Raw genomic sequence first — 23840 nt, forward strand, 5'->3', positions numbered from 1 at the left:
GCGGACACCGCTCAGCTGCGGGTCAGTTCCTTGGCCAGGAGTTCGGCGATCTGGGCGGTGTTGAGGGCGGCGCCCTTGCGGAGGTTGTCGCCGGTCACGAAGAGGTCCAGGGCGCGGGGGTCGTCGACCGCTCGGCGGATGCGGCCCACCCACGAGGGGTCGGTGCCGACCGCGTCGATCGGCATCGGGAACTCCCCGGCCGCCGGGTCGTCGACCAGGATCACGCCCGGCGCGTTGCGCAGCACCTCGCGGGCGCCCTCGGCGTCCACCTCGGTGGCGAAGACCGCGTGCACGGCGACCGAATGACCGGTCACCACCGGCACCCGTACGCAGGTCGCGGACACCTTGAGGTCGGGCAGCCCGAGGATCTTGCGCGACTCGTTGCGCAGCTTCATCTCCTCGGAGGACCAGCCGCCGTCTGCCAGCGAGCCCGCCCACGGGACGACGTTGAGCGCCAGCGGCGCCGGGAACGGACCCAACTCGTCGCCGACCGCCTGTCGCACGTCGCCGGCCCGGGACCCGAGCACCCCATCGCCGGCGATCTTGCCGAGCTGGAGGTGCAGCGCGTCCACGCCGGCCTGCCCCGCCCCGGAGACCGCCTGGTACGACGCGAGCACCAGCTCGCGCAGGCCGTACTCGCGGTGCAGCGGCGCGACCGCCACGATCATCGCCATCGTGGTGCAGTTGGCGTTGGCGATGATCCCCTTGGGCCGGTTGCGTACCTGCTCGGGGTTGATCTCGGTGACCACGAGCGGGACGTCGCGGTCCATCCGGAACGCGCCGGAGTTGTCCACCACCACCGCGCCGCGTGCGACGGCGACCGGGGCCCACTGCGCGGAGACGTCGTCCGGCACGTCGAACATCGCCACGTCGACGCCGTCGAGCGCGTCGGCGGTGAGCGCCTGGACGGTCAGTTCCTCGCCCCGGCACTGCATGCGCCGACCGGCCGACCGCTCGGAGGCGAGCAACCGGATCTCGCCCCACACGTTGCGCCGGGACGAGAGGATCTGGCACATCACCGTACCGACGGCACCTGTCGCCCCGACCACGGCGAGGGTGGGCAGCGACGCCACGGCGCGTTACCGCCCGGTGCCGGCGTAGACGACGGCTTCGGTGTCACCACCCAGCTCGAAGGCGTCGTGGATGGCGCGGACCGCCTTGTCCAGGTCGGTGTCGCGGCAGACCACGGAGACCCGGATCTCCGAGGTGGAGATCATCTCGATGTTGACGCCGGCCGCGCCGAGGGCGGCGAAGAAGCCGGCGGCCACGCCCGGGTGCGAGCGCATGCCGGCACCGATCAGGGACACCTTGCCGACGTGGTCGTCGTACAGCAGGCCCTTGAACTTGACCGACTCCTGGATCTTGCTGAGCGCGGTCATCGCGGTCGGGCCGTCGGCCTTGGGCAGCGTGAACGAGATGTCCGTGCGGCCGGTGCCCTCGGTGGACACGTTCTGCACGATCATGTCGATGTTGATCTCCGCGCCGGCCACGGTGTCGAAGATCGACGCGGCGGCGCCCGGCTCGTCGGGCACGCCGACGATCGTGATCTTCGCTTCGCTGCGGTCGTGGGCGACCCCGGTGATCAGTGCCTGTTCCACAGGAAGGTCCTCCATCGATCCGGTGACCATCGTGCCGGTGTTGGTCGAGTATGACGAACGGACGTGGATCGGCAAGCCCGCGCGCCGCGCGTACTCGACGCTGCGCAGGTGCAGCACCTTCGCGCCGCAGGCGGCCAGCTCCAGCATCTCCTCGTAGGTGATCTGCTTGATGTGCCGGGCGTTCGGCACGATGCGCGGGTCGGCGCTGAAGATGCCGTCCACGTCGGTGTAGATCTCGCAGACGTCCGCCTCCAGTGCGGCGGCGAGCGCCACGGCGGTGGTGTCCGAGCCGCCCCGCCCGAGCGTGGTCACGTCCTTGGTGTCCTGCGAGACACCCTGGAAACCGGCGACGATGACCACCGCGCCCTCGTCCAGCGCGCCCTTGAGCCGCCCCGGGGTGACGTCGATGATCCGGGCCCGGCCGTGCACCGAGGTGGTGATCACGCCGGCCTGGGAACCGGTGAACGAGCGGGCTTCGTACCCCAGGTTGTGGATGGCCATGGCGAGCAGCGCCATGGAGATCCGCTCCCCGGCGGTGAGCAGCATGTCCAGCTCGCGGCCCGGCGGCAGCGGGCTGACCTGGTTGGCCAGGTCGAGCAGCTCGTCGGTGGTGTCGCCCATGGCGGACACCACGACTACCACGTCGTCGCCGGCCTTGCGGGCGGCCACGATGCGCTCGGCCACCCGCTTGATCCGCTCGGCGTTGGCGACGGAGGACCCGCCGTACTTCTGCACCACGAGTGCCACGACGGTGCACTCCCTCCCAGCGACGACCCTGAGCGTGCCGACGCCGCCGGTGCTCTCGGTCCGGCGGCGCGTGTCAGACCGCCTCAGCCTATCGGGCGGCCCGTGACGCCGGGTCGGGTGATCCCACCATCCGGCCCCGGCGTGGGGCGGCTCACCAGCCCCGAAGGACGCGACACGCCAAGCGGTACAGCCGTACGGTGGGCTGACCTGGACCCTCCCCACGACGCAGAATGAGCCGGTGCACGCTCATCGACGTGCGGCCCGCCTGACCGGCGTGCTCGCGCTCACCCTGCCGGTACTGCTGGCCGCCTGCGACGGCGGCAACCCCGAGGCGGCGCCCACCGGCACCGCCGACCCGGTCCCGGTGCAGGTCGACGCCGCCCGCGAGGAACTGGCCGGGCTGGCCGCCGCGGCGCAGGACCGCCACCTCACCGCCACGTACGCGTTCGCGCCCGCCGAGGGCACGCCCCGCACGGTGGCCTTCACCAGCGCCAACGACGGCAGCTGGCGGGTCGACGTGCCCGGCTGGGGGCACGCCGGCACGGTCGACGTCTCGCTCGCCGGCACCTCCGACGGGCTGTTCCAGTGCGCGCTCCCCTCGGCCGGCTGGCCGCAGGCGGCGACCTGCGTCCGCCTCGGCGACGCCGACGACGCGGTGCCGCGCCGGCTCGACCCCCGCGTGCAGCACCCGTTCACCGACTGGCTGGAGGTGCTGACCGACAGGCGTGCGCCGCTCGCCGTCTCCCCGGCCGATCCGCTGCCGGGAGCCGACGGCCCCTGCTACACGGTCGACAGCACCTCGGCGTCGCTGAACGCGCCGCTCGACGTGGGCATCTACTGCTTCCGGGAGGACGGCACACCGGCGGCGGTACGGGCCGGGTTCGGCACGCTGACGCTGACCGGCGAGCCCGGCGCCGCGCCGGGCACCGTCGAGCTGGCCGGCGCGGTGACCGACGGCGAGCCGGTCAGCCGGGACGCCCCGAGCCCCGGCACGCCCTGACGCGTCCCGCTCAGCCGCCCCGCGCCGCGCGCAGCAACGCGGCACCGACCTCGGTGTTGCGGTAGAGCACGTGCCGCCCGGCCCGGGACCGGGTGACCAGACCGGCGGCGTGCAGCGCGGAGAGGTGCTGGGACACGTTCCCGGCGGACAGCCCGGTGAGCCGGGCGAGGTCCGTGGTGGTCGTCGCCGCGTCGAGCAGGTGCAGCAACGCGGCCCGGCCGGCACCCACCACCCGGGCGAGCGCGTCGCCGACCGGTTCGGTTCCGCGTTCCCACAGCGTCCCGACCGCCCGCACCGGGTACGCCGCGGCGGGCAACGAGTCCTCCAGCAGGTTCCACAGCACCCGCTGGCGGCTGAACACGCTCGGGTTCAACGCCAGCCCTCGCCCCCGCAGGTCGAAGTCCCGCTCGAACGGGTCGTCGCTGACCACCCGGTCGCCGAGCCACCGCAGGTCGGGATGGAGCCGCTCGAACAGCTTCCCCGTCCCGCCCTCGGCGAGCTGGGCCGCCCGATACGCGACGTCGGCATCGAGCACCGCCCGCATCCGCGGCCAGTCCGGGGCGATCGCCTCGTCGTACCAGACGCGCATCGCCTCGACGAGCCGCGGCAACAGCTCGGTCGGGTCGGCGAGCAACGCCCGCCCGAACGGGCGCAGCGGCCCGCTCGGCGTGGTCGCCAGCAGGTCCCGGACCACCACGTCGGGCGGCGTCGCGGCGATCTGGTCGAGCTGGCCGTTCATCTCCACCCCCGGGCGGGCCGCCGGGGTGAGGAAGTCGGGCAGCCAGCGGCGCGGCAGGGTGAGATGCACCAGCGGAGCGACGCGCTCGGCCACCTCCGGGCGGCGCAGCGTCGCCCGGGCCCGGTCGATCCACGGCAGGTGCACCGGATAGCGGGCCGGAGCGGCAAGCGCCCACATGCTCATGACCGTCTCGTTGGCCGGCGACACACCGAACCGCACGCCCGCGACGTCGGCCAGCGTGAACCGCAACTCGGACATGCGCACCCCCCGATTCGGCTCAGCCTAAAAGGCTCGCCCCTCGCGTGGGGGGCACGATCTGCTCACCGGTCATGGGGGCCAGAGAGAGCATCCGCACCGCCGTCCGTGACGTCGTACCACCGGCCGGGCTGACCCGCGCCCTGGCCGTGCAGGCGATGGTCTACGCCGTCGGCACCGGCCTGTTCCAGGCGGGCAGCGCCGTCTTCTTCACCCGGGCGCTCGGACTGAGTCCGGCCCAGGTCGGTCTCGGCCTCTCCCTCGCCGCGGGGGCGTCCCTGCTCGGCACCGTGCCGCTGGGCGGGCTCACCGACCGGTACGGGCCGCAGCGGGTGTGGATCGTCTGCCTGCTGCTGGACGCGGCGCTGTTCGCCGCGTACCCGTTCGTCGGCGGATTCGCCGGGTTCCTCGCGGTGGTGATCGCGCTGGCCGTGACGGGCGCGGCGACCGGCGTCGCCCGCCAGGTCTACTCGATAAACGTGCTGCGCCCGGAGGAACGGGTCACCGCGATGGCCTACCAGCGCTCCTCGCTGAACGTCGGCTTCGGGCTCGGCGCGCTGATCAGCGGCCTGGTGCTGGCCGTCGACACGATCTGGGCGTACCGCGGGTGGTCTGGTTCATCGCCGTGGTCTTCCTGGTGACCGCCGCCTTCGTGCACCGGCTGCCCCGGCTGCCGGAGGTGACCCGCACGGCCGAACCGATGAGCCGGCTGGCGGTGCTGCGGGACCGGCCGTTCATGACAGTCGCGCTGCTGTCCGGGCTGCTCACCGCGCACCAGACGCTCTACCTGACGGTGATGCCGCTGTGGATCCTCACCCGTACCGACGCACCGAAGACGATCATCGCCGCGCTGGTGCTGCTCAACACCGTGCTGATCGTGCTGTTCCAGGTGCGGGCCAGCCGGGGCGCGGACGACGCGCCGGGCGCGGCCCGGGCGTCCCGCCGGGGCGCGGTGCTGATCGCCGGGTTCTGCCTGGTCCTGCCGATCTCCGGCGCGACCCGGGGACCGCTCACCGTGGCGGTGCTGGTCGGCGCCGCGACGCTGCTCATCCTGGCCGAGCTGATCGAGTCGGCGGGCGCCTGGGGACTGACCGCCACGCTGCCGCCCGCCGCCCAGCGCGGCGCGTACGTCGGCGCGTTCGGGCTCGGCTCCCAGGTGCAGTTCCTGATCGCTCCGGCCGGGCTGACCGCGCTCGGCGTGAGCACCGGCGGCTGGGGCTGGTACCCGGCCGCGGCGCTGTTCGTCCTGGTCGGGCTGGCGATCGTGCCGGCGGTGGCCCGGGCGGAGCGGACGCCTCGGCTACCGGGCGTGTCCAGGTCCGCCGACTCGGTGACTCTGATCCCATAGTCCGGACGGGCCTTCCCACCGCCCGTCCCACCACGTAGGGTGACCTTGTCATGTGGCGCGCGTACCTTCTCCTTGGCTGCCGCGACGAGGCCTGACCGGCCGGCACCTCGTCGCGGAGTCGCTACGCGCCGTCCAGCACATCCGATCTTCTTCTCGGCACCGCCGCGCACCGTCGCCCGGCAGCCCGCCGACACCTTTCCGATCTGCTGACGCCACATGTTCCAGGGAGCACTCCGAGATGGCTCAACCTGTCACCGCCACCGATCCGTTCGCCAGCCAGCGCCCCAGCCGGATGCCGGTCCACCGCTACGTCCCGTACGACAGGGAGTTCGGCGTCGACCTGCCGGACCGCTCCTGGCCCACCCGCCGCGTCGAGGCCGCGCCCCGCTGGTGCGCAGTCGACCTCCGCGACGGCAACCAGGCCCTGATCGACCCGATGTCGCCCGAGCGTAAGCGGCGGATGTTCCAGCTCCTGGTACAGATGGGCTACAAGGAGATCGAGGTCGGCTTCCCGTCGGCCAGCCAGACCGACTACGACTTCGTACGGCAACTGATCGAGCAGGACCTGATCCCGGAGGACGTCACCATCCAGGTGCTGACCCAGTGCCGGGAGCACCTGATCGAGCGGACCTTCGAGTCGCTGCGCGGCGCCCACCGGGCCATCGTGCACTTCTACAACTCCACCTCGACGCTGCAACGCCGGGTGGTCTTCGGCCTGGACCGCGACGGCATCACCGACATCGCCACCCAGGGCGCGCGGCTGTGCCAGAAGTACGCGGAGATCCACACCCCGGACACCGACATCCACTACGAGTACTCGCCGGAGTCGTACACGGGCACCGAGCTGGAGTACGCGCTGGAGGTCTGCTCGGCGGTCATCGACGTGATCGACCCGACGCCGGACCGGAAGCTGATCATCAACCTGCCGGCCACCGTCGAGATGGCGATGCCGAACGTCTACGCCGACTCGATCGAGTGGATGCACCGGCGCCTGCCCCGGCGGGACAGCCTGGTGCTGAGCCTGCACCCGCACAACGACCGGGGCACCGGCGTGGCCGCCGCCGAGCTGGGCCTGCTGGCCGGCGCCGACCGGATCGAGGGCTGTCTGTTCGGCAACGGTGAGCGCACCGGCAACGTCGACCTGGTGACGCTGGGCCTGAACATGTTCTCCCAGGGCATCGACCCGATGATCGACTTCTCGAACATCGACGAGATCAAGCGCGCCGTCGAGTACTGCAACCAACTGCCGGTGCACGAGCGCCACCCGTACGCGGGCGACCTGGTCTACACCGCGTTCTCCGGCTCCCACCAGGACGCGATCAACAAGGGCTTCGCCGCGCTGCACGCCGACGCGACGGCGGCCGGGGTGCCGGTCGACGACTTCACCTGGGCCGTGCCCTACCTGCCGATCGACCCGAAGGACCTGGGCCGCACCTACGAGGCGGTCATCCGGGTCAACTCGCAGTCCGGCAAGGGCGGCGTCGCGTACATCATGAAGACCGAGCACCAGCTCGACCTGCCGCGCCGCCTCCAGATCGAGTTCTCCGGCGTGGTGCAGCAGGTCACCGACAACGACGGCGGCGAGGTCGAGCCGGGCGCGATGTGGGAGATCTTCGCCCGCAACTACCTGGTCGACCACCAGGTGGACCCGGCCGTGAAGCTGGCCGAGTACACCATCGGCACCGTCGACGGCAAGGTCGAGATCGACGCCCGCGTCGGCTTCGGCGGCGAGACCCGCGCGCTGACCGCCGTCGGCAACGGTCCGATCGACGCGTACGTCAACGCGTTGCAGTCCCTGGGCGTGGCGGTACGGGTGCTCGACTACCACGAGCACGCGCTGTCCTCCGGTGGGGACGCGCAGGCCGCCGCGTACGTCGAGTGCGAGGTGGACGGCCGTACAGTGTGGGGCGTCGGGGTGGACGCGAACATCGTCACCGCCTCGATCAAGGCGGTCACGAGCGCGGTGAACCGCACCCGCGCCTGATTCCGGCGACGCGGGGGTCCGGCTTCAGGCCGGGCCCCCGCTCTGCTTCGGCGGGCGGTGAATCAGCACTGCGGCGAGCACCGCGCCTGCCAGCAGCAGCCCGGCGCACCACGCCAGCGCCCCCCGGTACGCGCCTGCGAGCGCGCCCTTCTGCTCGTACCCGGTGCCCGACAGCCCGACCAGCAGCGGCAACGCGGCCACCGCGAGCAGGCCACCGGCCCGGGACGCGGCGTTGTTGAAGCCGCTCGCCACCCCGGCGAACCGGTCCGACACGGCGCCGAGCACCGACGTGGTCAGCGGCGCCACCACGAGCGTGAGCCCGGCGCCGAACAGCGCCACGCCCGGCAGCACGTCCACCCAGTACGACGCGCCCGGCCCGACCCGGCGCAACAGCAGCAGGCCCACGGCGGCGATCACCGGGCCGACGGTGAGTGGCAGCCGGGGGCCGATGCGGGCCGACAGCGCACCCGCGCGCGGCGAGCCGACCAGCAGCAGCACCGTCATCGGCACGGTGGCCAGGCCGGTGAGCAGCGCCGACCAGCCGACGACGTTCTGCAGGTAGACGGCGAGGAAGAAGGTGAACCCGCCGAGCGCCGCGTACACCACCACTGTGAAGACGTTCAGCACGGAGAACAGCCGGCTGGAGAACAGCCCGGTGGGCAGCATCGCGGTGTCACCGCGCCGCCGCTCGACCAGCACGAAGACCGCCACGGCGACCACCCCGAGCACCGCCGCGGCGAGCACCGCCGGGGAGTCCAGGCCGCGCGCCGGGGCGTCGATCAGCGCGTACGTGACGCCGCCGAGCGCGAGCGCGCCGAGCAGCGCGCCGGCCACGTCGAACCGCCGCCCCTCCCCGGTACGCGAGACCTCCTCGTCCCGGCTCTCCGGCACCCAGCGCATCGCGGCGAGCACCACGCCGACTGCGAGCGGCAGGTTGACGAAGAAGATCCACCGCCAGGAGAGCGTGTCGATGAGCCAGCCGCCGAGCAGCGGGCCGAGCGCGGTGGACACCCCGGACAGTCCGGACCAGGTGCCGATGGCCCGGCCCCTGTCGTCGGGGTGGAAGCTGGCCTGGAGCACGGACAGCGACCCGGGGGTGAGCAGCGCCCCGCCGGCACCCTGGAGGAACCGGGCGGCGACGAGCCATCCGGTGTCCTGGGCCAGCCCGCAGAGCACCGACGCCACGGCGAACCAGACCACGCCGAGCAGGAAGACGCGCCGCCGCCCGAACCGGTCGCCGAGCGCACCCCCGAGCAGGACGAACGCGGCGAGCATGAGCAGGTAGCCGTTCACGGTCCACTGCAGACCGGCGACTGTGGCGTCGAGTTCGGCGCCGAGGCGCGGCAGCGCGACGTTGACGACAGTGCTGTCGAGGAACACCATGCCGGAGGCGAGGATCGCGGCGAGCAGGGTGCCGCGTCCGGCGGCGGAGCCGGTACGCAGCGCGGGAGCGGGTGCGGTCACGTCTCACCACTCTGCCCGCCGCCCATCCTCGACGCCACGAATCACGGAAACCGCCGCCGGGTACTGTGCGGACTCGCCCGGAGCACGCAAGCTGGAGAGGTGTCGTCTGTGCGTACGAGATCAGGAGCCCGAGCCGGGCTGGCGGCCGCGCTGAGCGCGGTGCTCGCCCTCGGCGTGGCCGGCTGCGACGTGTCGGTCACCGAGCCGGAGGCGCCGCCGAGCGCCGCCGGGAACGTCAACAAGCAGCTCGGTGAGCTCACAGTGGCCACGGCCGGGTCGATGAAGGGCTACAGCCGTTCCCGCTTCCCGCACTGGCGCGGCACCGGCAAGAACTGCGACGTCCGCGACAGCGTGCTGCAACGCGACGGCGAGGGCATCAAGCTGTCCGGCTGCAACGTGGTGGGCGGCCGGTGGGAGAGCGTCTACGACGGTGTGGTGCTGAACGACCCGTCGGACGTGGACATCGACCACACCGTCCCGCTGGCCGCCGCGTGGCGTTCGGGCGCGGCCGAGTGGGACGACTCGAAGCGCGGCGACTTCGCCAACGACCTGACCCGGCCGCAGCTCATCGCGGTTTCGGCGCGGTCCAACCGGGCAAAGGGTGACCAGGATCCGTCCCAGTGGAAGCCGCCGAACCGGTCGTCCTGGTGTCAGTACGCGGCGGACTGGGTGACGGTCAAGCACTACTGGCGGCTGACTGTGACAAGTGCCGAGAAGGCCGCTCTCACCGACATGCTGGAGGGCTGCACATGGGCGAGCAAACCGTGACCGGGCCGGACGCCACACCGGCCCCGGCGGGCACGCCGGAGACAGACGCCGCACCCGCCGGTCCGGCCTCGGCCGGGATGACGGCGGACGGCCGGCAGCCGGCGTCCGCGGACGTGGCCGGGGCGGGCATGACCGCCGACGCGGTGCCGGGTGCTCCGGCCGGGGGCGCGCCGGCCGGACCGGCGGACCGCACCACCGACATCACCGCCGGTCCGGGCGGGGTCATGACCGACGAGGTGGGCGTGGTGACCGGCGAGCTGACGCTGCGCACCGAGCACGCCGACGGCCGGGTGACGTTGCGGGTGCAGTACAAGGACGCCGACGAGTGGTACGCGGTCACCGGCGGTTCCGCGCCGCTGGCCGACCCGGCCGCGCTGGACGCCGTGCACACGATCGCGGTGGGCCTGCTCAACCGCCCCGAGGGCTGACCGACGACGAAGCGGGGGGCCCCCCCCCGCCGGGGGGGGGGCCGGGGGGCGGGTGCGGGGGGGGGGCCGCGGGCGCGGGGGGGGGGGGCGCGGCGTCACGGGGCCGCGCGCCCCGGGGGGGGCCCCCCCCCCCGCGGGCGCCCCCCCCCACGGCCGGGACGAGGACATCAGCCTCTGGACGGACGTGTTGCGACGCGCCGAGCCGGACCTGATCGCCGCGCCGGGCTGCCTGCTCGCGTTCGCCGCGTGGCGCTCCGGGCACGGGGCACTGGCCGCTGTCGCCCTGGAACGGGTGTTGTCCGCCCGTCCCGGCTACTCGCTCGCGGTGCTGCTCGACGAGGCGCTCCGGCGCGGCGTCGCCCCGTCCGCGCTGGACGGCCGGGGCGGTTCGAACGACGGCGCGGTGCTGCGGCGCCGCCGACGCCGGCCACGCCGGTGAGCGCTCACGCGCCTGCCGGGCCGGCCACCGGGCCGCCGACGCCCGTCACGCCGATGCCCGGTGCTGCCCGGCCGTCAGCCGCCGACGCGCCCCGCCCCGGTGTAGACGTTCATGGTCGGCCCGCGCAGGAAGCCCACAAGCGTCATCCCGGCCTCCTCGGCCAGCTCGACCGCGAGCGTGCTCGGCGCGGACACCGCCGCGAGCAGCGGCACGCCCGCCATCCAGGCCTTCTGGGTGAGTTCGAAGCTGGCCCGTCCGGAGACGAGCAGCACGTGCCCGGCCAGCGGCAGCCGCCCTTCCCGGGTGGCCCAGCCGAGCACCTTGTCCACCGCGTTGTGCCGCCCGACGTCCTCGCGCAGCACGACGAGTTCCCCGTCGGGGGTGAAGAGGCCGGCGGCGTGCAGGCCGCCGGTGCGGTCGAAGGCGCGCTGCGCGGCGCGCAGCCGGTCCGGCAGCCCGGCCAGGAGGTCGGCGGTGACCACCAGCGGGTCGTCCCGCACCGCGAACTGCGAGCGGGTGCGTACCGAGTCGATGCTGGCCTTGCCGCACACGCCGCACGAGCTGGTGGTGTAGAAGTTGCGCGAAGGGTCGGTGACGGGTTCCGGCACGCCGGGCGAGAGCACCACGTCGACCACGTTGTAGGTGTTCGGGGTTTCCGCCCCGGCGCAGAGCTGCGCGGTGTGCACGTCCTCCGCCGAGCGGATCAGCCCCTCGGTGAGCAGGAAGCCGATCGCCAGGTCGAGGTCGTCGCCGGGCGTACGCATCGTCACCGCCAGCGGCCTGCGCCGGCCGGGCCCGGCCGCGCCGACGCGGATCTCCAGCGGCTCCTCCACGGCCAGGGTGTCCTGCCGCCGGATCCGCCCCCGGCCGTCCCCGGCCGCGTCGAGGTCGATCCGCAGCACACCACGCCGATCAGTCGCCCGTCCCATGCCGCCATCCTCCCCGGCCACCCCGCCGCCCGCACGTCGCCCCAGGTCTTCCCACCCCCACCCACCCACCCCACCCACCCACCCCGGCCACCCACCCCGGCCGGCCAGGGCCGGCCCCGGGCCCGATGATCGACACCAGTTCGGCGAAGTGGCGGTGTCGGAGGGCCCTGGATGCCACCACTTCGGCGGAAAGCAGTCGATCAACGTCGGAAAACCGCCGACAGCGCCGGGCAGAGGTCCGAGCCGGGATGCGGCGACGTGGCTGTGGCTACTGTGAGGTGGTGACGGGGTACGCGGCGATCCTGCTCGCCGGTGGCGCGGCCCGGCGGATGGGCGGGGTGGACAAGCCGGCCCGGGCAGTAGGCGGCCGGCCGATGCTGCACCGGGTGCTGGACGCGGTGGCCGACGCGGACCAGCGGATCGTGGTCGGCTCGTCCGGCCCGCTGCCCAGGGGAGTCCGGACGGCCCGGGAAGAGCCGCCCGGGGGAGGCCCGGTGGCCGCTACGGCAGCCGGGCTGGCGTTGCTCGACCCCGGTACGACGACAGTCGCAGTGCTCGCCGCCGACCTGCCGCTGCTCACCACCGCAGCGGTGGCCGAGCTGCGACGCGCGCTCGCCGCCGCTCACTCCCGCGACGATCCACCGCCCGCGCTCGCCGCCGCTCACTCCCGCGACTACCCGCCGCCCGCGCTCGGCGCCGCAGCCGCCGGGCCAGAAGACGCACCTGCAGCCGCCGGGCCAGAAGACGCACCTGCAGCCGCCGGGCCGGAAGACGTACCCGCCGCCTGGCGGGAGGCGCTGGACGGCCGGTCCGCCGCGCTCGCCTGCTACGTGGACGGGGACGGCCGACGCCAGCACCTCTGCGCCCTCTGGCGGTTATCGGCCCTGCGATCCGCCGTCGACCGGCTCGCCGCGACGCGGGGCGGCTCGCTCGACGGGGCGCCGGTACGCGGGCTGCTGGCCGACCTCGCCGTACGCGAGGTGTCCTGGTCCGGCTCGGGGCCGCCGCCCTGGTTCGACTGCGACACTGACGAGGACGTACGCCGGGCGGAGGAGTGGACGAGATGACGGTGCTGGACGACTGGGTCACGGCGGTCTGCGCCGAGCTGGACCTGGACCCGGCGGGGGTGCCCGTGCCGACGGTGCTCGACGTGGCCCGGGACGTGGCCCACCAGGTGGTCCGGCCGGGCGCGCCGGTCACCGCGTACCTGCTGGGGCTGGCGGTGGGGCGCGGCGCGGACCCGGCCGCGGCGGCCGAGCGGCTCAGTGCGCTGGCCGGTTCCTGGCCGGTGGACCTGGGTGGTTCCACGCCTGAGGATTAGCGCCTCGCGCGGGATTCGGTCCCCTTGGCGCCTGGGTAGGGTGGCGGGAACGGACGGAGGCGATCATGACGGCAGACCACCCCTCGGAGCCGGTCGACGAGCCTGCCGGCGGCGCGCCGGAGCACCACGCCACCGGCGCGACGTCGGCGCATCAAGCCACCGGCGGTACGCCGGAGCACCACGAGTCGATCCTGCTCGACGAGCCGACCACTGCTGATCTGCGGGCCAAGGTCACCGAGGCCTGGCGCGAGTTCGCCCGGGCGCTCGCCGACCGGCTGCGCGGGCTGCCCTCCGGCGGGCACCTGGAGGTCACGCTCGACCCGACCGCCTCGGGCACCGGGGACGCCGTCTACTCGGTGAGCGTGGACGCGGGCGAGGAGGGGCGTCTCTCGGCCCGCGCGGTCGGAAACGCCACGCTGCCGCAGGGCTACCGGCTGGACCGGGCGGCGGTGGCCGACATGGTGGCGCTCGGCTGGTCGCCGCCGGGCGTGGTGCCGGGTTCCGGCGAGCAGTTCGGGCTGGACTGCGGCACCGACGAGGCGACCCGGCTGGCCGCGGTGCTGTCCCGCACGCTGCGCGACGTCTACGGCGCCCCGCACCCGGCCTTCCTCGTCTACCTCGTGCACGACGCCGAGGGCGAGGCGCTTCCCGTGGAGCCGCTCGGTACCGCGCGCAGCGAGTTCGGCCCGGACCGCGACGTCGAGGCCGACCTGGACGAGGCGCTGGCCGCGGCGGCGGCCGCGCAGTCCGGCGAGAACGACGTGCTGGCCCTGGAGGAGCGGGTCCGCACCGTCGTGTCGACGATGCTGAAGTCCGCGTCCGACCAGCTCCAGGTCGACTCCGACGGCGACATCAACATCCGGGCCGGCTCGGCCATGGTCTTCGTCCGGGTGCGCGACAACCCGCCGCTCGTGGACGTCTTCTCGCCGGTGCTGACCGAGGTCGAGCCGACCGAGCGCCTCTACGTGAAGCTCTCCGAGCTGACCAACCGGATGCCGATCGGCCGGCTGTACTGCGCCGACGACACGGTGTGGGCCTCGATCCCGGTGTTCGGCCGCAACTTCCAGGCCACCCACCTGATGCTCGCGGTGCAGGTGATGACCGGTCTCGCCGACGAGCTGGACGACCGTCTGCACGGCGAGTTCGGCGGCAAGCGCTTCTTCGGCGAGGGCGACAAGCCGGCCCGGGTCGAGGAGCACCGCACCGGCATGTACCTCTGAGGGCGGCTCACCGTACGTCGAGCAGCGTCTTGCCCACGGTCTGACGGGCCTCGATCGCGGCGTGCGCGGCGGCGGCCCGTTCCAGCGGGAAGCGCTGCCCGATCAGCGGCCGCAGCCGCCCGGCCGCGCCCTCGGCGAGCGCCGCCTCGGTGAGGGCGCGCAGCTCGTCCGGGCCGGGCCGGGGGCGCAGCAGCGTCACCCCGCGCGCGGCTGCCGACTCGGCCGGGATGTCCGCCCAGGTGCCGCCGGCCAGCCCGAAGCTGAGCATCCGCCCGCCGCGGTCCAGCAGGTCGAACGCCTCCCGGGCGAGCGGCCCGCCCACGCCGTCGAACACCACGTCGACGGCGCCCACGGCGTCCCGGACCCGGCCGGTCCAGCCGGTCTGCCGGTAGTCGACGACCACGTCGACGCCGGCGGCGCGGAGCAGGCCCACCTTTCGGTCGCCGCCGGCGGCGGCCACCACCGTCGCGCCGGCGGCCGCCGCGAGCTGCGTCAGCAGCGATCCGACGCCGCCGGCCGCCGCCTCGACCAGGACCCGGTCGCCCGGCCGCAGCCCGGCCGCCCGGGCCAGCATCAGGGCGGTCCGGCCGTCGGCCATCAGCGCCACCGCCGCGTCCAGCGGCAACCCCGGGGGTACGGGGACAGGCGCGCCCCGGTCGACGACGACGCGCTCGGCGTACCCGCCGGTGCCGCCGGTGGCGGTGACCACGACGCGGCCGGCGAGCGCCGGGTCGACGTCCGGTCCCAGCGCGGTGATCGTGCCGCCGACGCCGTTACCGGGGATCACCGGCAGTTCGGTGCCGAACGGCCCGAAGCCGCTGGCCCGGAACATCGTCTCGACGAATGTGATGTTCGCGTGTGCCACGTCGACGAGCACCTGGCCCGGTCCGGGTGCCGGGTCGGGTGCCGTCCCGGGCACGAGCACCTCCGGTCCGCCGAACTCCCGCAGCCACACCGCACGCATACCGCCCCCTCGCGTCTCGCCGGTCACGGGTGTCAGTGCACGACATGAAGCGGGGTTGAGGTCAAGGCGTGGACGGGCCGACGCCGGGGGACTCGACCAGCCGGGAGAGCACGATGGTGCTGCGGGACGAGGTGACGAACGATTCGGCGCGCAGCCGTTCCAGTGCCTCCTCCAGGTGGGAGATGTCCGCGGCGCGCAGGTGCACGAGCGCGTCCGCCTCGCCGGAGACGGTGTACGCGCCGACCACCTCGGGGTGGCGGCGGGCAGCGGCGCCGATCTGTGCCGGTGTGGTCCGCCCGGCGCAGAACAGCTCGACGAACGCCTCGGTGGTCCAGCCGACGGCGGCCGGGTCGACGACGGCGGTGAATCCCCGGATCACCCCGGCGGATCGGAGGCGGTCGACGCGTCGCTTCACGGCGGGGGCGGAGAGTGACACCCGGCTGCCGATGTCCGCGTACGAGGCGCGAGCATCCGCGACGAGTAACGCAATGATTCGCTGGTCGACTGCATCTATCTGCAACGTTCCGCTCCCGGGAAGCAATGCTTGTGGCTGTTACCAAAGTTGTACCGTACCTACTCTTGGTGACCGTGAACCAGCAGCGAGTCTCGCGAAAGCGGACATATCTCATGTGCTCGCCCGAGCACTTCACGGTCGAGTACGCGATCAACCCGTGGATGGACGTGACCACGCCGGTCGACGCCGACCTGGCGGTCAAGCAGTGGGACCGGCTGCGCGAGACGCTCGTCGGGCTGGGCCACGAGGTGCACCTGCTGACTCCCGAGGCGGGCCTGCCCGACATGGTCTACGCCGCAAACGGCGCGTTCGTGGTCGACGGCACGGTCTACGGCGCCCGGTTCAAGCACGAGCAGCGGTCCGCCGAGGCCGCCGCGCACCGGGCGTTCTACGAGCAGCGGGGCTGGCGGTTCATCGCGCCGAGCGAGACGAACGAGGGTGAGGGCGACTTCGCGTACCTGCCGGAGGCGCACGGCGGTCTGGTCCTCGCCGGGTACGGCTTCCGGACCGAGCCGGCCGCGCACGCCGAGGCGCAGGAGGCGCTCGGGCGGCCGGTGGTCTCGCTGCACCTGGTCGACCCGCGCTTCTACCACCTGGACGTGGCGCTGGCCTCGATCGACGACGAGAACGTCGTCTACTACCCGGGCGCCTTCTCGGCCGCCAGCCAGAAGGTGCTGGCCCAGCTCTTCCCGGACGCGATCGTCGCGGACGACGAGGACGCGCTGGCGTTCGGCCTGAACCTGGTCAGCGACGGGCTCAACGTGGTGCTGAACAACGAGGCGACCCGGCTCGCCGGCAAGCTGAAGGCGGCCGGCTACCACCCGGTCCCGGTGGAGCTGGCCGAGCTGAAGAAGGGCGGTGGCAGCGTGAAGTGCTGCATCGCCGAGCTGCGGCACTGAGCCACGCTCGACGTCACGCCTCGACGCGAAGGGCGGCCTCCCGGTGGGAGACCGCCCTTGCGCGCGTACGGGGCCGGTCAGCCCAGCGTCGCCAGCTCGTTGATCACGACGTTGGAGAGCAGCCGGCCGTCGGTCTGCACCCGGCGCAGGTACCACTTCTGCTGCGGGGTGCGGGTCTGGTTGAACTGCCAGGTGCCGCGTGGGCTGTCCACCTGGCCGACCTTGCCGAGCGCCAGGTTGACCTGCTGCGGTGAGGGGTTCCCCCCGGCCAGCCGGATCGCCTTGTCCAGCACCAGCGCGGCGTCGTACGAGGCCATCGCGTACGTGGTGGGCGCCGAGTTGAACGTCTTCCGGTACGCCGAGGCGAAGATCCGGTTCGCGGTGTTGTTGAGGTCGGCCGAGTAGTTCAACGCGGTCTCGATCCCGTACGTCTGGATGAGCTTGCGCTCGCGGCCCTTCTCCCCGTCGTCGAGCTGGTCGAGCGCGGTGCCCTCGGTGAGGAACCCGGGGGCGTAGATCGGTCCCCGGTAGCCCTGGGCGTAGAGCTGCTTGACGAACTGCACGGCCTGCGCCCCGGAGTAGTGGCAGAACACGGCGTCCGGCTTGCGTTCGAGCGCCTTGCGGATCGGCCCCGAGTAGAGCGTCCGGGACGGGTTGGGGTCGTCCTCGGTGAAGATCGGGTCCTCGGTGAGCCGGCGACCCCGCTCGTATGCGCGCCGCAGCCCTTCGATGACGTCCTGGCTGTCCAAGCCGCGGGTGCCGAAGATGGCGATCCGGCTGGAGGCGTCCAGCTTCTGGCGCAGGTACTCGCCGAGCGCCTCGCCGGGCTCGGTCAGCACGTACGAGGTACGCCAGATGTAGACGACGCCCTGGAGCGTCGACGGGGAGGCGTTGGAGCCCAGCAGGGGCACCCGGGCCTCCTCGACCGCGTCCTTGATGCCGGTCATCACGGTGGGGCTGACCACGCCGGTGAGCGCGAGCACGCCCTCTTTGAGCAGCCGGTCGACGGCGGCCTTTCCGGTGGCGGCGGTGTCGCCCTCCTCGGCGGTCACGAGCGTGACCGGGTGGCCGGCGATCTGCTGGCCGCGCATGCTGAGGAAGAGCTGGAAGCCGTTGGTGATCTCGTCACCGATGGCCTTGTTCGCTCCACTGCCGGGCACGATCAGCCCGACTTTGATCGGGCTGCCGGATCCGGCCTGGTCCCCGGACTCGTCGTCCCCGGAGCCGCAACCCGCCGCCAGTCCGGTGGTACCCAGCGCGGCCAGCAGTTGCAGCGCCCGCCTGCGGTTCATCTGTGCCACCGAATTTCCTTCCCGACGGGGTGGCCATGGTGCACACCCCTTCGGCGTTCTACCTGGTCGACGACACTGCGTCAATGCCTTGAAGATCATCGTGAAGCGACCGCAACGCCGCCACCACCTGGGGCCACGCGGTGGAGCCCGGTGCGATCAGCCCGAAATGCTCGCATTCGGGCAGCTCAACGAGCGTGGCGGAGCCCCCGGCAGCGTGGTCTGCGGCCACCCAGGACCGGCTGATCGCGATCGGGACCTGAATATCTTGATCACCGTGAATGACTACTGTGCGTGTTCGAATGGGTACCAATGCCGATGGATCGGCTGCCGCGTACCGGTCCGGCACGTCGTCCGGGCCGCCGCCGAGCAACGCGGCCACCGCACCCTCGTCCAGGTCCAGCCGGTACGCCTGCGCGAGGTCGGCCACCGGCGCCAGCGCGAGCACCCCGCCGACCGTCTCCGGGGCGTGCGCGGCCACGTACAGGGACAGGTGCCCGCCCGCGGAGTGACCGACCAGGATCGGCGGTACGGGCGCCACCCGTCCGGGCAGCGCGGCGGCGGCGAGTGCCGGCAGCGCGGCGATCCCGGCGCGGACGTCGGTCAGCGTGTGCGGCCAGCCACCGCCCGGCCGGCCGGTCCGCCGGTACTCGATCTGCGCGACCGGGTGGCCGAGCGCGGCCAGCGCCGCCGCCATCGGTCCGGTGTGGGCCCTGTCGTACTCCGCCCGCCAGAAACCGCCGTGCACCACGACCACGAGCGGCCGGGGCGGCCCGTCACCGGCCGGCAGCCGCAGGTCGGCGCACTGGTCCGGGTGGTCGCCGTAGGAGACGGTGGCATCCGGGGGCGGGGACGGGCGGGTCAGCACCTCGCGCGGGTCGGAGAGCATGCGGCGACCGTAGCGTCCCCCGGACCGGCCGCGTGCACATGGTCGGCGTGGGTAAAGATGGGTGCCATGACCGAAGCGCACTCCGCCGGACACGACGACGAACAGGGCAACGATGGCATCCCGGGCACCGTGGTGGTGGTCGGGCCGGACGGCCGCCCGGTCGGCACGGTGCAGACCGACGAGGGCAAGGGCGAGGACCCGACCCGTCTGGTCGAGCAGCCGGCCAAGGTGATGCGGATCGGCAGCATGATCAAGCAGCTGCTGGAGGAGGTGAAGGCGGCGCCGCTCGACGACGCGAGCCGGCACCGGATGCGGGAGATCCACGAGCGCTCGATCGTCGAGCTGAAGGAGGGCCTCGCCCCCGAGCTGCGCGAGGAGCTGGAGCGGATCTCGCTGCCGTTCACCGAGCAGCAGGCGCCGAGCGAGGGCGAGCTGCGCATCGCGCACGCCCAGCTGGTGGGCTGGCTGGAGGGGCTGTTCCACGGCATCCAGGCCGCGCTGGTGGCCCAGCAGATGGCCGCCCGCGTCCAGCTCGAACAGATGCGATCCGGCCGCCAGGCGCTGCCCAGCGGCCCGGGCGGCGTGATGCCGGGCATGCCGGGGATGCCCGGCGCCGGCGAGGGCCACGCGCCCGGCCAGTACCTGTGACCCGTCGGCCGGGGCGCCGCGCGGTGCCCCGGCCGCTCAGCCCAGCTCGAAGACCTTCTCCAGGTACGCGGCCACACCGTCCTCGGTGTTCGGCCCGGTGACCTCGTGGGCGATCTCCCGTACCGCCGGGTGGGCGTTGGCGACGGCCACCGCCCGTCCGGCCCAGGCCAGCATCGGCACGTCGTTGGGCATGTCGCCGAAGGCCACCACGTCCCGCTCGTCGACGCCGAGCCGCTCCGCGTACCAGGCCAGGCCGGCCGCCTTCGTCACACCGGCGGCCGAGATCTCGATCAGCCCGCTGTACGACGAGTGGGTCGCCTCGGCCAGCCCCTCCAGCGCGCCCGCCACCACCTGGACGAAGACGTCCGGGTCCTGCTCACCGGCCCGGGCCAGCAGCTTCACCGCGGGCGCGGCCAGCAGCTCCTCCGGCGACTCGACGGCCCGGATCGCGTCGAGGTCGGCGTCCCAGCGCAGCGGGTAGTGCGCCTCGTGCCGCATCTGCCGGCTGTCCACGATCTCCACCGCGAAGCTCACCCCGGGCACCTCGGCGCGCAGGCGCCGGGCCACCTCCGCCAGCAGTTCCGGGGCGAGCGGGTCGGCCCGCAGCACCTGGTCGGTGGCCGGGTCGTACACCACCGCGCCGTTGGCGCAGATCGCCGGCAACGGCTCGGCGAGCTGCTCGTACACCATCTGGAGCCAGCGGATCGGACGGCCGGTGACCAGGACCACCGGCGTGCCGGCGGCGGCGATGCGGGCCAGCACCGCGGCGGTACGCGGGCTGAGCGTCCGGTCGTCGCGCAGCAGCGTGCCGTCGATGTCGGAGGCGACGAGCCGAGGTGGATCTTCCATCACCGGGAGAGTAGCCGGTCCAGGTAGACCGCGACGCCGTCGTCGTCGTTGCGCAAGGTGATCTCGTCCGCCGCGGCGCGTACCTCCGGGTGGGCGTTCGCCACCGCCACCCGGGCCCATCCCGCCCAGCCGAACATCGGCAGGTCGTTCGGCTGGTCGCCGAAGACCAGCACGTCGGCCGGGTCCACGCCGAGCCGTTCGGCGATGACGCTGAGCCCGCTGGCCTTGTCGGTGCGCGGCGGGCAGATCTCGACGAAGTCGAGCCCGGCCTGGGTGAGCGTCGCCACGTCCGGCGGCACGATCGCCCGCGCCGCGGCCAGCAGCTCGTCCACGTGGTGGTCGGCGGTACGGGCGAACGCCTTGATCACGTCGCAGGACAGGCACTCGACCCGGCTGCGGGCCTCGAACCGGTCCGGGTAGGGCCAGCTCGGGTGGTAGTCGCCCCAGAGCGGCGCGTCGTGTTCGTCCGACGCCTCCACCATCACGGTGAGCGGGCCCACCGCCGACTCCAGGTCGGTGAGGATCCGGGCCAGCACCTCACCGGGCAGCCGCTCGTCCCGCAGCACCAGGGGCCCCTCCGGGTCGCTCTGGTCCACCACCCGGCCGCCGCCGGCCATCACCAGGAAGTCGGCGGCCCGGATGTCGTTACGGGTGAGCTCGGTCAGGCGCGGTCCGCGGCCGGTCGCGCCGACCACCGGGATCCCGGCGGACCGCACCCGGTCCAGCACCCGATGGGTGTACGCGGAGACGGTCTCGTCGCTGCGGACGAGCGTGCCGTCCAGGTCGGTGGCGATCAGCTTGGGCAGTCCCGGGCGGGTCATGGTTCCTCCTTCGCCCGCCGCCGTCACGCCGGCCGACCAGGTCCTCGGTGCCGCGACCATGGGACGGCGGGCAGCAACCGTATCTCGCGGAACGGACGGCAACCACAGCTTTCCGGCGAATCGGCGGCGAAGCTCCGGTGGCCGCCGGACGCGCTGCCGGAGCTGGTTCAGTACGCCCGTTCGGGGCCGGCGAACGGCACCGTGGGCTGCACCGTCAGGTCCGCCGGGCCCGGGGGCACGTCGTCCTCGTCCGCCCGGCGGCGGCGCTCGGGCCGGTCCTCGTCCGGCTCCCCGTCGGTGGAGGTCACGCCGGCCGCCCGGCCGGCCAGGTGCAGCGCGGCCGCCAGCAGTGCGACAGCGACGAACGCGCTGACCAGGCCGCGTCCGTGCTCGACCTGAAGGCTCTGCTCGCTGACGAAGAACAGAATGCGCCGGGCCAGCTGTTCGAGGGAGGCGGCGGTCGCGACCAGCACCCCGAGCACGGCCGCCGCGAGACCCAGCCCGGCCAGCCGGGCGTGCTGCCGCACCGCCGGGGCACCGCGCAGCGCCAGCCCCACCGCCACCGACAGCCCGAGCAGGCCCACCAGGTACGCCGTACCGAGCCCGCCGATCTCGGAGATGCCGCTGGTCAACCGGGCCGGTGCGTCCTCGCCCCGGGTCTCGGCCGGCACGGTGATCGTCAGCCATTCGCCGATCAGCGAGGCCAGCGCGGCCACCGCGCCGAGCCCGGTGAGCACGGGCGGCAGACGGCGGTCCCGGCCCAGCGCGGCGAGCGAGCGCGCGGCCCGGCCGGACGACTCCGGCTCGGTGTCGCCCCACTCGACGATCGTGGTGTCGTCGGACCTGGTGTCCTGCATGGGGATTCGCTTGTCCTGCCGGGGAACGGGGAGATCCTGCGACATGGCCACCCTTCCCGTACGCGGGCCTGCGTCGAATCATGGCACAGCCCGCTCCCGCCGGCCCGGATCGCGACCCCGGGGTCCGGTGCGGGGCGGCCCGCTTTCGGTTAGCGTCGGTGCCATGCCTATCCGTACCGCATCCGCTCGCTGGCAGGGCAACCTCACCGAGGGGTCCGGCACCGTCCGCACCGGCAAGGGCGGCCTGTCCGGCAACTACTCCTTCAAGTCGCGCTTCGAGGAGGGCGAGGGCACCAACCCCGAGGAGCTGATCGGCGCCGCGCACGCCGGCTGCTTCTCGATGGCCCTCTCCAAGCAGCTCGCCGACGCCGGCGCCCAGGAGACGGCGGTGGAGACCACCGCCAAGGTGCACTTCGACAAGACCGACGCCGGCATGACAGTGACCCGCATCGACCTGGAGACCGTGGGTCAGGTTCCGGGCATCGACCAGGCCGAGTTCACCAAGCTCGCCGAGGCGGCCAAGGAGAACTGCCCGATCTCCCGGCTGCTGTCGCCGGGCGCGCAGATCACGCTGAACGCCCGTCTGGCCTGACATCGCGTACGGCACGGCGGGGGTGTCCTGCGGGACGCCCTCGCCGTGCGGTGTGCCCGATCCGGAGGGAGTGACCGGGCCGCGTGGCCGTGGAGATGAGCCGGGACCGGTTCGAGGAACTGGTCGGCGAGGCGCTCGACGAGGTACCCGAGGAACTGCTCGGGTTGATGAGCAACGTGGTCATCCTGGTGGAGGACGACCCGCCGCCGGGTGAGGACCTGCTCGGCCTGTACGAGGGGCACGCGCTCACCTCTCGCGGCTGGGACTACTCCGGCGTGCTGCCCGACCGCATCCTGATCTACCGAAACCCGATCCTGGCGATCTGCGACACCGACGACGACGTCGTCGACGAGGTCGCGATCACAGTGGTGCACGAGATCGCCCACCACTTCGGCATCGACGACGAGCGCCTGCACGCCCTGGGCTGGGGCTGACCGGCCTCCGGCGCGTCCCCGCCCGGCTGATCCCGGCGGTTGCGCCGGTCCCCTAACCTGCGGATCAGGCAGATCCTGATGCAGGAGGAAAACCCATGCGCAGCGCGCTGTTCTCCGCGGAGAACCTTGAGAAGGAGTCCCAGCAGCCGGGCATGCGGTTGCAGAACTCCAAGATGCTGAAGATCGAGTTGAACGGCGAGGCGATGGCCCGGGTCGGGTCGATGGTCGCCTACCAGGGGCAGGTGCAGTTCCAGGCGCTCGGCTCCGGCGGCATCGGCAAGTTCATCAAGCAGCGGCTCACCGGTGAGGGCGTGCCGCTGATGAAGGTCTCCGGGCGCGGTGACGTCTTCCTCGCCGACTTCGCCAAGGACGTGCACATCATCGACCTGGAGCCCGGCGACGCGCTGTCCATCAACGGCTCCAGCGTGCTGGCGTTCGACTCGACGCTCCAGTACGACATCAAGATGGTCGGCGGTGCCGGTTTCGCGTCCTCGTCCGGCCTGTTCAACTGCGTCTTCACCGGCCACGGCCGGATCGCCATCACCACCAAGGGCACTCCGGTGGTGCTCAACGTGGACGCCCCGACGTACGTGGACCCGCAGGCGGCCGTCTGCTGGTCGGCGAACCTCCAGACCGGCTACCACCGTGCCGAACAGCTCGGCCTCGGCACGCTGCTCGGCCGCAGCACCGGTGAGGCGTTCACGATGAGCTTCGCCGGTCAGGGCTTCGTCGTGGTCCAGCCCTCGGAGGAGCCTCCGGTGGCCGGCAGCGGCTCCCAGCAGCAGGGCGGCGTGCTCGGCGGCCTGTTGCAGTGACCGTCCGGTGCCCGGGGCGTCCGCCGAGG

Annotated in this window: 26 protein-coding genes and 1 pseudogene; 15 read left to right on the forward strand and 12 right to left on the reverse strand. The window is 73.2% G+C overall.

The genetic code is table 11. From position 1 onward, the window contains the following. Nucleotides 1-11 precede the first annotated feature (11 nt). Nucleotides 12-1073 (reverse strand): aspartate-semialdehyde dehydrogenase, encoded by a 1062-nt coding sequence (locus tag SM452_RS04770; protein WP_463839346.1) that lies wholly within the window; start codon nucleotides 1071-1073, stop codon nucleotides 12-14. Nucleotides 1074-1079: 6 nt separating this feature from the next. Next, on the reverse strand, nucleotides 1080-2345 hold the full coding sequence (locus SM452_RS04775; RefSeq protein ID WP_135242401.1) for an aspartate kinase: 1266 nt from the start codon (nucleotides 2343-2345) through the stop codon (nucleotides 1080-1082). Between the two features lie 238 nt (nucleotides 2346-2583). Between SM452_RS04775 and SM452_RS04780 the strand changes: the two genes are divergently transcribed. Further along, nucleotides 2584-3345: a hypothetical protein gene (locus SM452_RS04780; protein WP_262013446.1), complete on the forward strand. Its 762-nt coding sequence runs from the start codon at nucleotides 2584-2586 to the stop codon at nucleotides 3343-3345. A 10-nt stretch (nucleotides 3346-3355) separates the two neighbouring features. Here the strand turns inward: SM452_RS04780 and SM452_RS04785 are convergent, their stop codons facing one another. Continuing rightward, a complete protein-coding gene (locus SM452_RS04785; protein ID WP_262013447.1) occupies nucleotides 3356-4342 on the reverse strand; it encodes a helix-turn-helix domain-containing protein in 987 nt (328 codons plus the stop codon). A gap of 71 nt (nucleotides 4343-4413) precedes the next feature. Here SM452_RS04785 and SM452_RS04790 point away from each other — a divergent pair, with 71 nt between their 5' ends. The 3 genes from SM452_RS04790 to leuA all read left to right on the forward strand — a co-directional run bounded on the left by SM452_RS04790 (nucleotide 4414) and on the right by leuA (nucleotide 7671). Beyond that, a complete protein-coding gene (locus SM452_RS04790; protein WP_463839347.1) occupies nucleotides 4414-4980 on the forward strand; it encodes an MFS transporter in 567 nt (188 codons plus the stop codon). After that, nucleotides 4947-5687 carry an MFS transporter gene (locus tag SM452_RS04795; RefSeq protein WP_463839348.1) on the forward strand — a complete coding sequence of 247 codons (741 nt, stop codon included), beginning with the start codon at nucleotides 4947-4949 and terminating at the stop codon, nucleotides 5685-5687. The genes SM452_RS04790 and SM452_RS04795 overlap by 34 nt, the downstream gene beginning before the upstream one ends. A 238-nt stretch (nucleotides 5688-5925) precedes the next feature. Beyond that, nucleotides 5926-7671, forward strand: a complete 1746-nt coding sequence (gene leuA / locus SM452_RS04800) for a 2-isopropylmalate synthase (protein WP_262013449.1) — start codon at nucleotides 5926-5928, stop codon at nucleotides 7669-7671. 24 nt (nucleotides 7672-7695) lie between these two features. Here the strand turns inward: leuA and SM452_RS04805 are convergent, their stop codons facing one another. After that, the gene (locus SM452_RS04805; protein WP_463839349.1) at nucleotides 7696-9135 is read right to left on the reverse strand and encodes an MFS transporter; all 1440 of its coding nucleotides are present in this window, start codon (nucleotides 9133-9135) and stop codon (nucleotides 7696-7698) included. Between the two features lie 108 nt (nucleotides 9136-9243). Between SM452_RS04805 and SM452_RS04810 the strand changes: the two genes are divergently transcribed. The 3 genes and pseudogenes from SM452_RS04810 to SM452_RS04820 all read left to right on the forward strand — a co-directional run. Next, the gene (locus SM452_RS04810) at nucleotides 9244-9903 is read left to right on the forward strand and encodes an HNH endonuclease family protein (protein WP_262013451.1); all 660 of its coding nucleotides are present in this window, start codon (nucleotides 9244-9246) and stop codon (nucleotides 9901-9903) included. Next, complete coding sequence (locus SM452_RS04815) at nucleotides 9885-10331, forward strand: hypothetical protein (protein ID WP_262013452.1); 447 nt, start codon at nucleotides 9885-9887, stop codon at nucleotides 10329-10331. Before SM452_RS04810 ends, SM452_RS04815 begins: the two co-directional genes overlap by 19 nt. Before the next feature lie 151 nt (nucleotides 10332-10482). Beyond that, nucleotides 10483-10770, forward strand: a pseudogene (locus SM452_RS04820) (DUF4192 family protein); the annotation flags it as partial. A 74-nt stretch (nucleotides 10771-10844) separates the two neighbouring features. On the opposite strand, the gene fdhD reads toward SM452_RS04820, so the two are convergent. Continuing rightward, complete coding sequence (gene fdhD, locus SM452_RS04825; protein WP_463839350.1) at nucleotides 10845-11699, reverse strand: formate dehydrogenase accessory sulfurtransferase FdhD; 855 nt, start codon at nucleotides 11697-11699, stop codon at nucleotides 10845-10847. Between the two features lie 281 nt (nucleotides 11700-11980). On the opposite strand from fdhD, the gene mobA reads away from it, so the two are divergent. From mobA to SM452_RS04840, 3 genes are all read left to right on the forward strand, one after another. After that, a complete protein-coding gene (gene mobA, locus SM452_RS04830; RefSeq protein ID WP_463839351.1) occupies nucleotides 11981-12766 on the forward strand; it encodes a molybdenum cofactor guanylyltransferase in 786 nt (261 codons plus the stop codon). Next, nucleotides 12763-13020 (forward strand): DUF6457 domain-containing protein, encoded by a 258-nt coding sequence (locus tag SM452_RS04835; RefSeq protein WP_013289326.1) that lies wholly within the window; start codon nucleotides 12763-12765, stop codon nucleotides 13018-13020. Before mobA ends, SM452_RS04835 begins: the two co-directional genes overlap by 4 nt. A 65-nt stretch (nucleotides 13021-13085) precedes the next feature. After that, nucleotides 13086-14240 (forward strand): T3SS (YopN, CesT) and YbjN peptide-binding chaperone 1, encoded by a 1155-nt coding sequence (locus SM452_RS04840; RefSeq protein WP_355508507.1) that lies wholly within the window; start codon nucleotides 13086-13088, stop codon nucleotides 14238-14240. Between the two features lie 7 nt (nucleotides 14241-14247). Here SM452_RS04840 and SM452_RS04845 read toward each other — a convergent pair whose 3' ends face one another. Then, nucleotides 14248-15204 carry a zinc-binding dehydrogenase gene (locus SM452_RS04845; RefSeq protein ID WP_463839352.1) on the reverse strand — a complete coding sequence of 319 codons (957 nt, stop codon included), beginning with the start codon at nucleotides 15202-15204 and terminating at the stop codon, nucleotides 14248-14250. Between the two features lie 61 nt (nucleotides 15205-15265). Then, nucleotides 15266-15724: an Lrp/AsnC family transcriptional regulator gene (locus SM452_RS04850; RefSeq protein WP_013289323.1), complete on the reverse strand. Its 459-nt coding sequence runs from the start codon at nucleotides 15722-15724 to the stop codon at nucleotides 15266-15268. Nucleotides 15725-15783: 59 nt separating this feature from the next. Here SM452_RS04850 and ddaH point away from each other — a divergent pair, with 59 nt between their 5' ends. Further along, complete coding sequence (ddaH, locus tag SM452_RS04855; RefSeq protein ID WP_262012955.1) at nucleotides 15784-16617, forward strand: dimethylargininase; 834 nt, start codon at nucleotides 15784-15786, stop codon at nucleotides 16615-16617. A 77-nt stretch (nucleotides 16618-16694) separates the two neighbouring features. Here the strand turns inward: ddaH and SM452_RS04860 are convergent, their stop codons facing one another. Beyond that, nucleotides 16695-17918, reverse strand: a complete 1224-nt coding sequence (locus SM452_RS04860) for an ABC transporter substrate-binding protein (RefSeq protein ID WP_463839353.1) — start codon at nucleotides 17916-17918, stop codon at nucleotides 16695-16697. A 49-nt stretch (nucleotides 17919-17967) separates the two neighbouring features. Then, nucleotides 17968-18795, reverse strand: coding sequence for an alpha/beta hydrolase family protein (locus SM452_RS04865; protein WP_355508514.1), 828 nt, complete (start codon nucleotides 18793-18795; stop codon nucleotides 17968-17970). Between the two features lie 57 nt (nucleotides 18796-18852). On the opposite strand from SM452_RS04865, the gene SM452_RS04870 reads away from it, so the two are divergent. After that, nucleotides 18853-19443 carry a bacterial proteasome activator family protein gene (locus SM452_RS04870; protein ID WP_135242545.1) on the forward strand — a complete coding sequence of 197 codons (591 nt, stop codon included), beginning with the start codon at nucleotides 18853-18855 and terminating at the stop codon, nucleotides 19441-19443. A 36-nt stretch (nucleotides 19444-19479) separates the two neighbouring features. On the opposite strand, the gene SM452_RS04875 is transcribed toward SM452_RS04870, so the two are convergent. From SM452_RS04875 to SM452_RS04885, 3 genes are all read right to left on the reverse strand, one after another. Further along, the gene (locus SM452_RS04875; protein WP_262012958.1) at nucleotides 19480-20292 is read right to left on the reverse strand and encodes an HAD family hydrolase; all 813 of its coding nucleotides are present in this window, start codon (nucleotides 20290-20292) and stop codon (nucleotides 19480-19482) included. After that, nucleotides 20292-21113, reverse strand: coding sequence for an HAD family hydrolase (locus SM452_RS04880; RefSeq protein WP_355508516.1), 822 nt, complete (start codon nucleotides 21111-21113; stop codon nucleotides 20292-20294). The genes SM452_RS04875 and SM452_RS04880 overlap by 1 nt, the downstream gene beginning before the upstream one ends. A gap of 167 nt (nucleotides 21114-21280) precedes the next feature. After that, a complete protein-coding gene (locus SM452_RS04885; protein WP_262012960.1) occupies nucleotides 21281-21970 on the reverse strand; it encodes a hypothetical protein in 690 nt (229 codons plus the stop codon). A 163-nt stretch (nucleotides 21971-22133) separates the two neighbouring features. Between SM452_RS04885 and SM452_RS04890 the strand changes: the two genes are divergently transcribed. From SM452_RS04890 to SM452_RS04900, 3 genes are all read left to right on the forward strand, one after another. After that, a complete protein-coding gene (locus tag SM452_RS04890) occupies nucleotides 22134-22562 on the forward strand; it encodes an OsmC family protein (RefSeq protein WP_013289315.1) in 429 nt (142 codons plus the stop codon). Between the two features lie 89 nt (nucleotides 22563-22651). Next, on the forward strand, nucleotides 22652-22996 hold the full coding sequence (locus SM452_RS04895) for a metallopeptidase family protein (RefSeq protein WP_262013027.1): 345 nt from the start codon (nucleotides 22652-22654) through the stop codon (nucleotides 22994-22996). 95 nt (nucleotides 22997-23091) lie between these two features. Then, entirely contained in the window at nucleotides 23092-23811 is a 720-nt protein-coding gene (locus SM452_RS04900) for an AIM24 family protein (protein ID WP_262012961.1), read from the forward strand. The last annotated feature ends 29 nt before the right edge of the window (nucleotides 23812-23840 follow it).

This window comes from Micromonospora sp. SYSU B005, from assembly GCF_055362685.1.

Excerpts from the sequence above, each read along its gene's own strand:
- SM452_RS04870 (WP_135242545.1), top strand. The coding sequence starts at position 18,853 with ATGGGTGCCATGACCGAAGCGCACTCCGCCGGACACGACGACGAACAG.
- SM452_RS04885 (WP_262012960.1), bottom strand. The coding sequence starts at position 21,970 with ATGCAGGACACCAGGTCCGACGACACCACGATCGTCGAGTGGGGCGAC.
- fdhD (WP_463839350.1), bottom strand. The coding sequence starts at position 11,699 with ATGGGACGGGCGACTGATCGGCGTGGTGTGCTGCGGATCGACCTCGAC.
- SM452_RS04815 (WP_262013452.1), top strand. The coding sequence starts at position 9,885 with ATGGGCGAGCAAACCGTGACCGGGCCGGACGCCACACCGGCCCCGGCG.
- SM452_RS04785 (WP_262013447.1), bottom strand. The coding sequence starts at position 4,342 with ATGTCCGAGTTGCGGTTCACGCTGGCCGACGTCGCGGGCGTGCGGTTC.
- SM452_RS04880 (WP_355508516.1), bottom strand. The coding sequence starts at position 21,113 with ATGACCCGCCCGGGACTGCCCAAGCTGATCGCCACCGACCTGGACGGC.
- SM452_RS04900 (WP_262012961.1), top strand. The coding sequence starts at position 23,092 with ATGCGCAGCGCGCTGTTCTCCGCGGAGAACCTTGAGAAGGAGTCCCAG.
- leuA (WP_262013449.1), top strand. The coding sequence starts at position 5,926 with ATGGCTCAACCTGTCACCGCCACCGATCCGTTCGCCAGCCAGCGCCCC.
- SM452_RS04840 (WP_355508507.1), top strand. The coding sequence starts at position 13,086 with ATGACGGCAGACCACCCCTCGGAGCCGGTCGACGAGCCTGCCGGCGGC.
- SM452_RS04890 (WP_013289315.1), top strand. The coding sequence starts at position 22,134 with ATGCCTATCCGTACCGCATCCGCTCGCTGGCAGGGCAACCTCACCGAG.
- SM452_RS04875 (WP_262012958.1), bottom strand. The coding sequence starts at position 20,292 with ATGGAAGATCCACCTCGGCTCGTCGCCTCCGACATCGACGGCACGCTG.
- SM452_RS04865 (WP_355508514.1), bottom strand. The coding sequence starts at position 18,795 with ATGCTCTCCGACCCGCGCGAGGTGCTGACCCGCCCGTCCCCGCCCCCG.
- SM452_RS04845 (WP_463839352.1), bottom strand. The coding sequence starts at position 15,204 with ATGCGTGCGGTGTGGCTGCGGGAGTTCGGCGGACCGGAGGTGCTCGTG.
- SM452_RS04835 (WP_013289326.1), top strand. The coding sequence starts at position 12,763 with ATGACGGTGCTGGACGACTGGGTCACGGCGGTCTGCGCCGAGCTGGAC.
- SM452_RS04790 (WP_463839347.1), top strand. The coding sequence starts at position 4,414 with ATGGGGGCCAGAGAGAGCATCCGCACCGCCGTCCGTGACGTCGTACCA.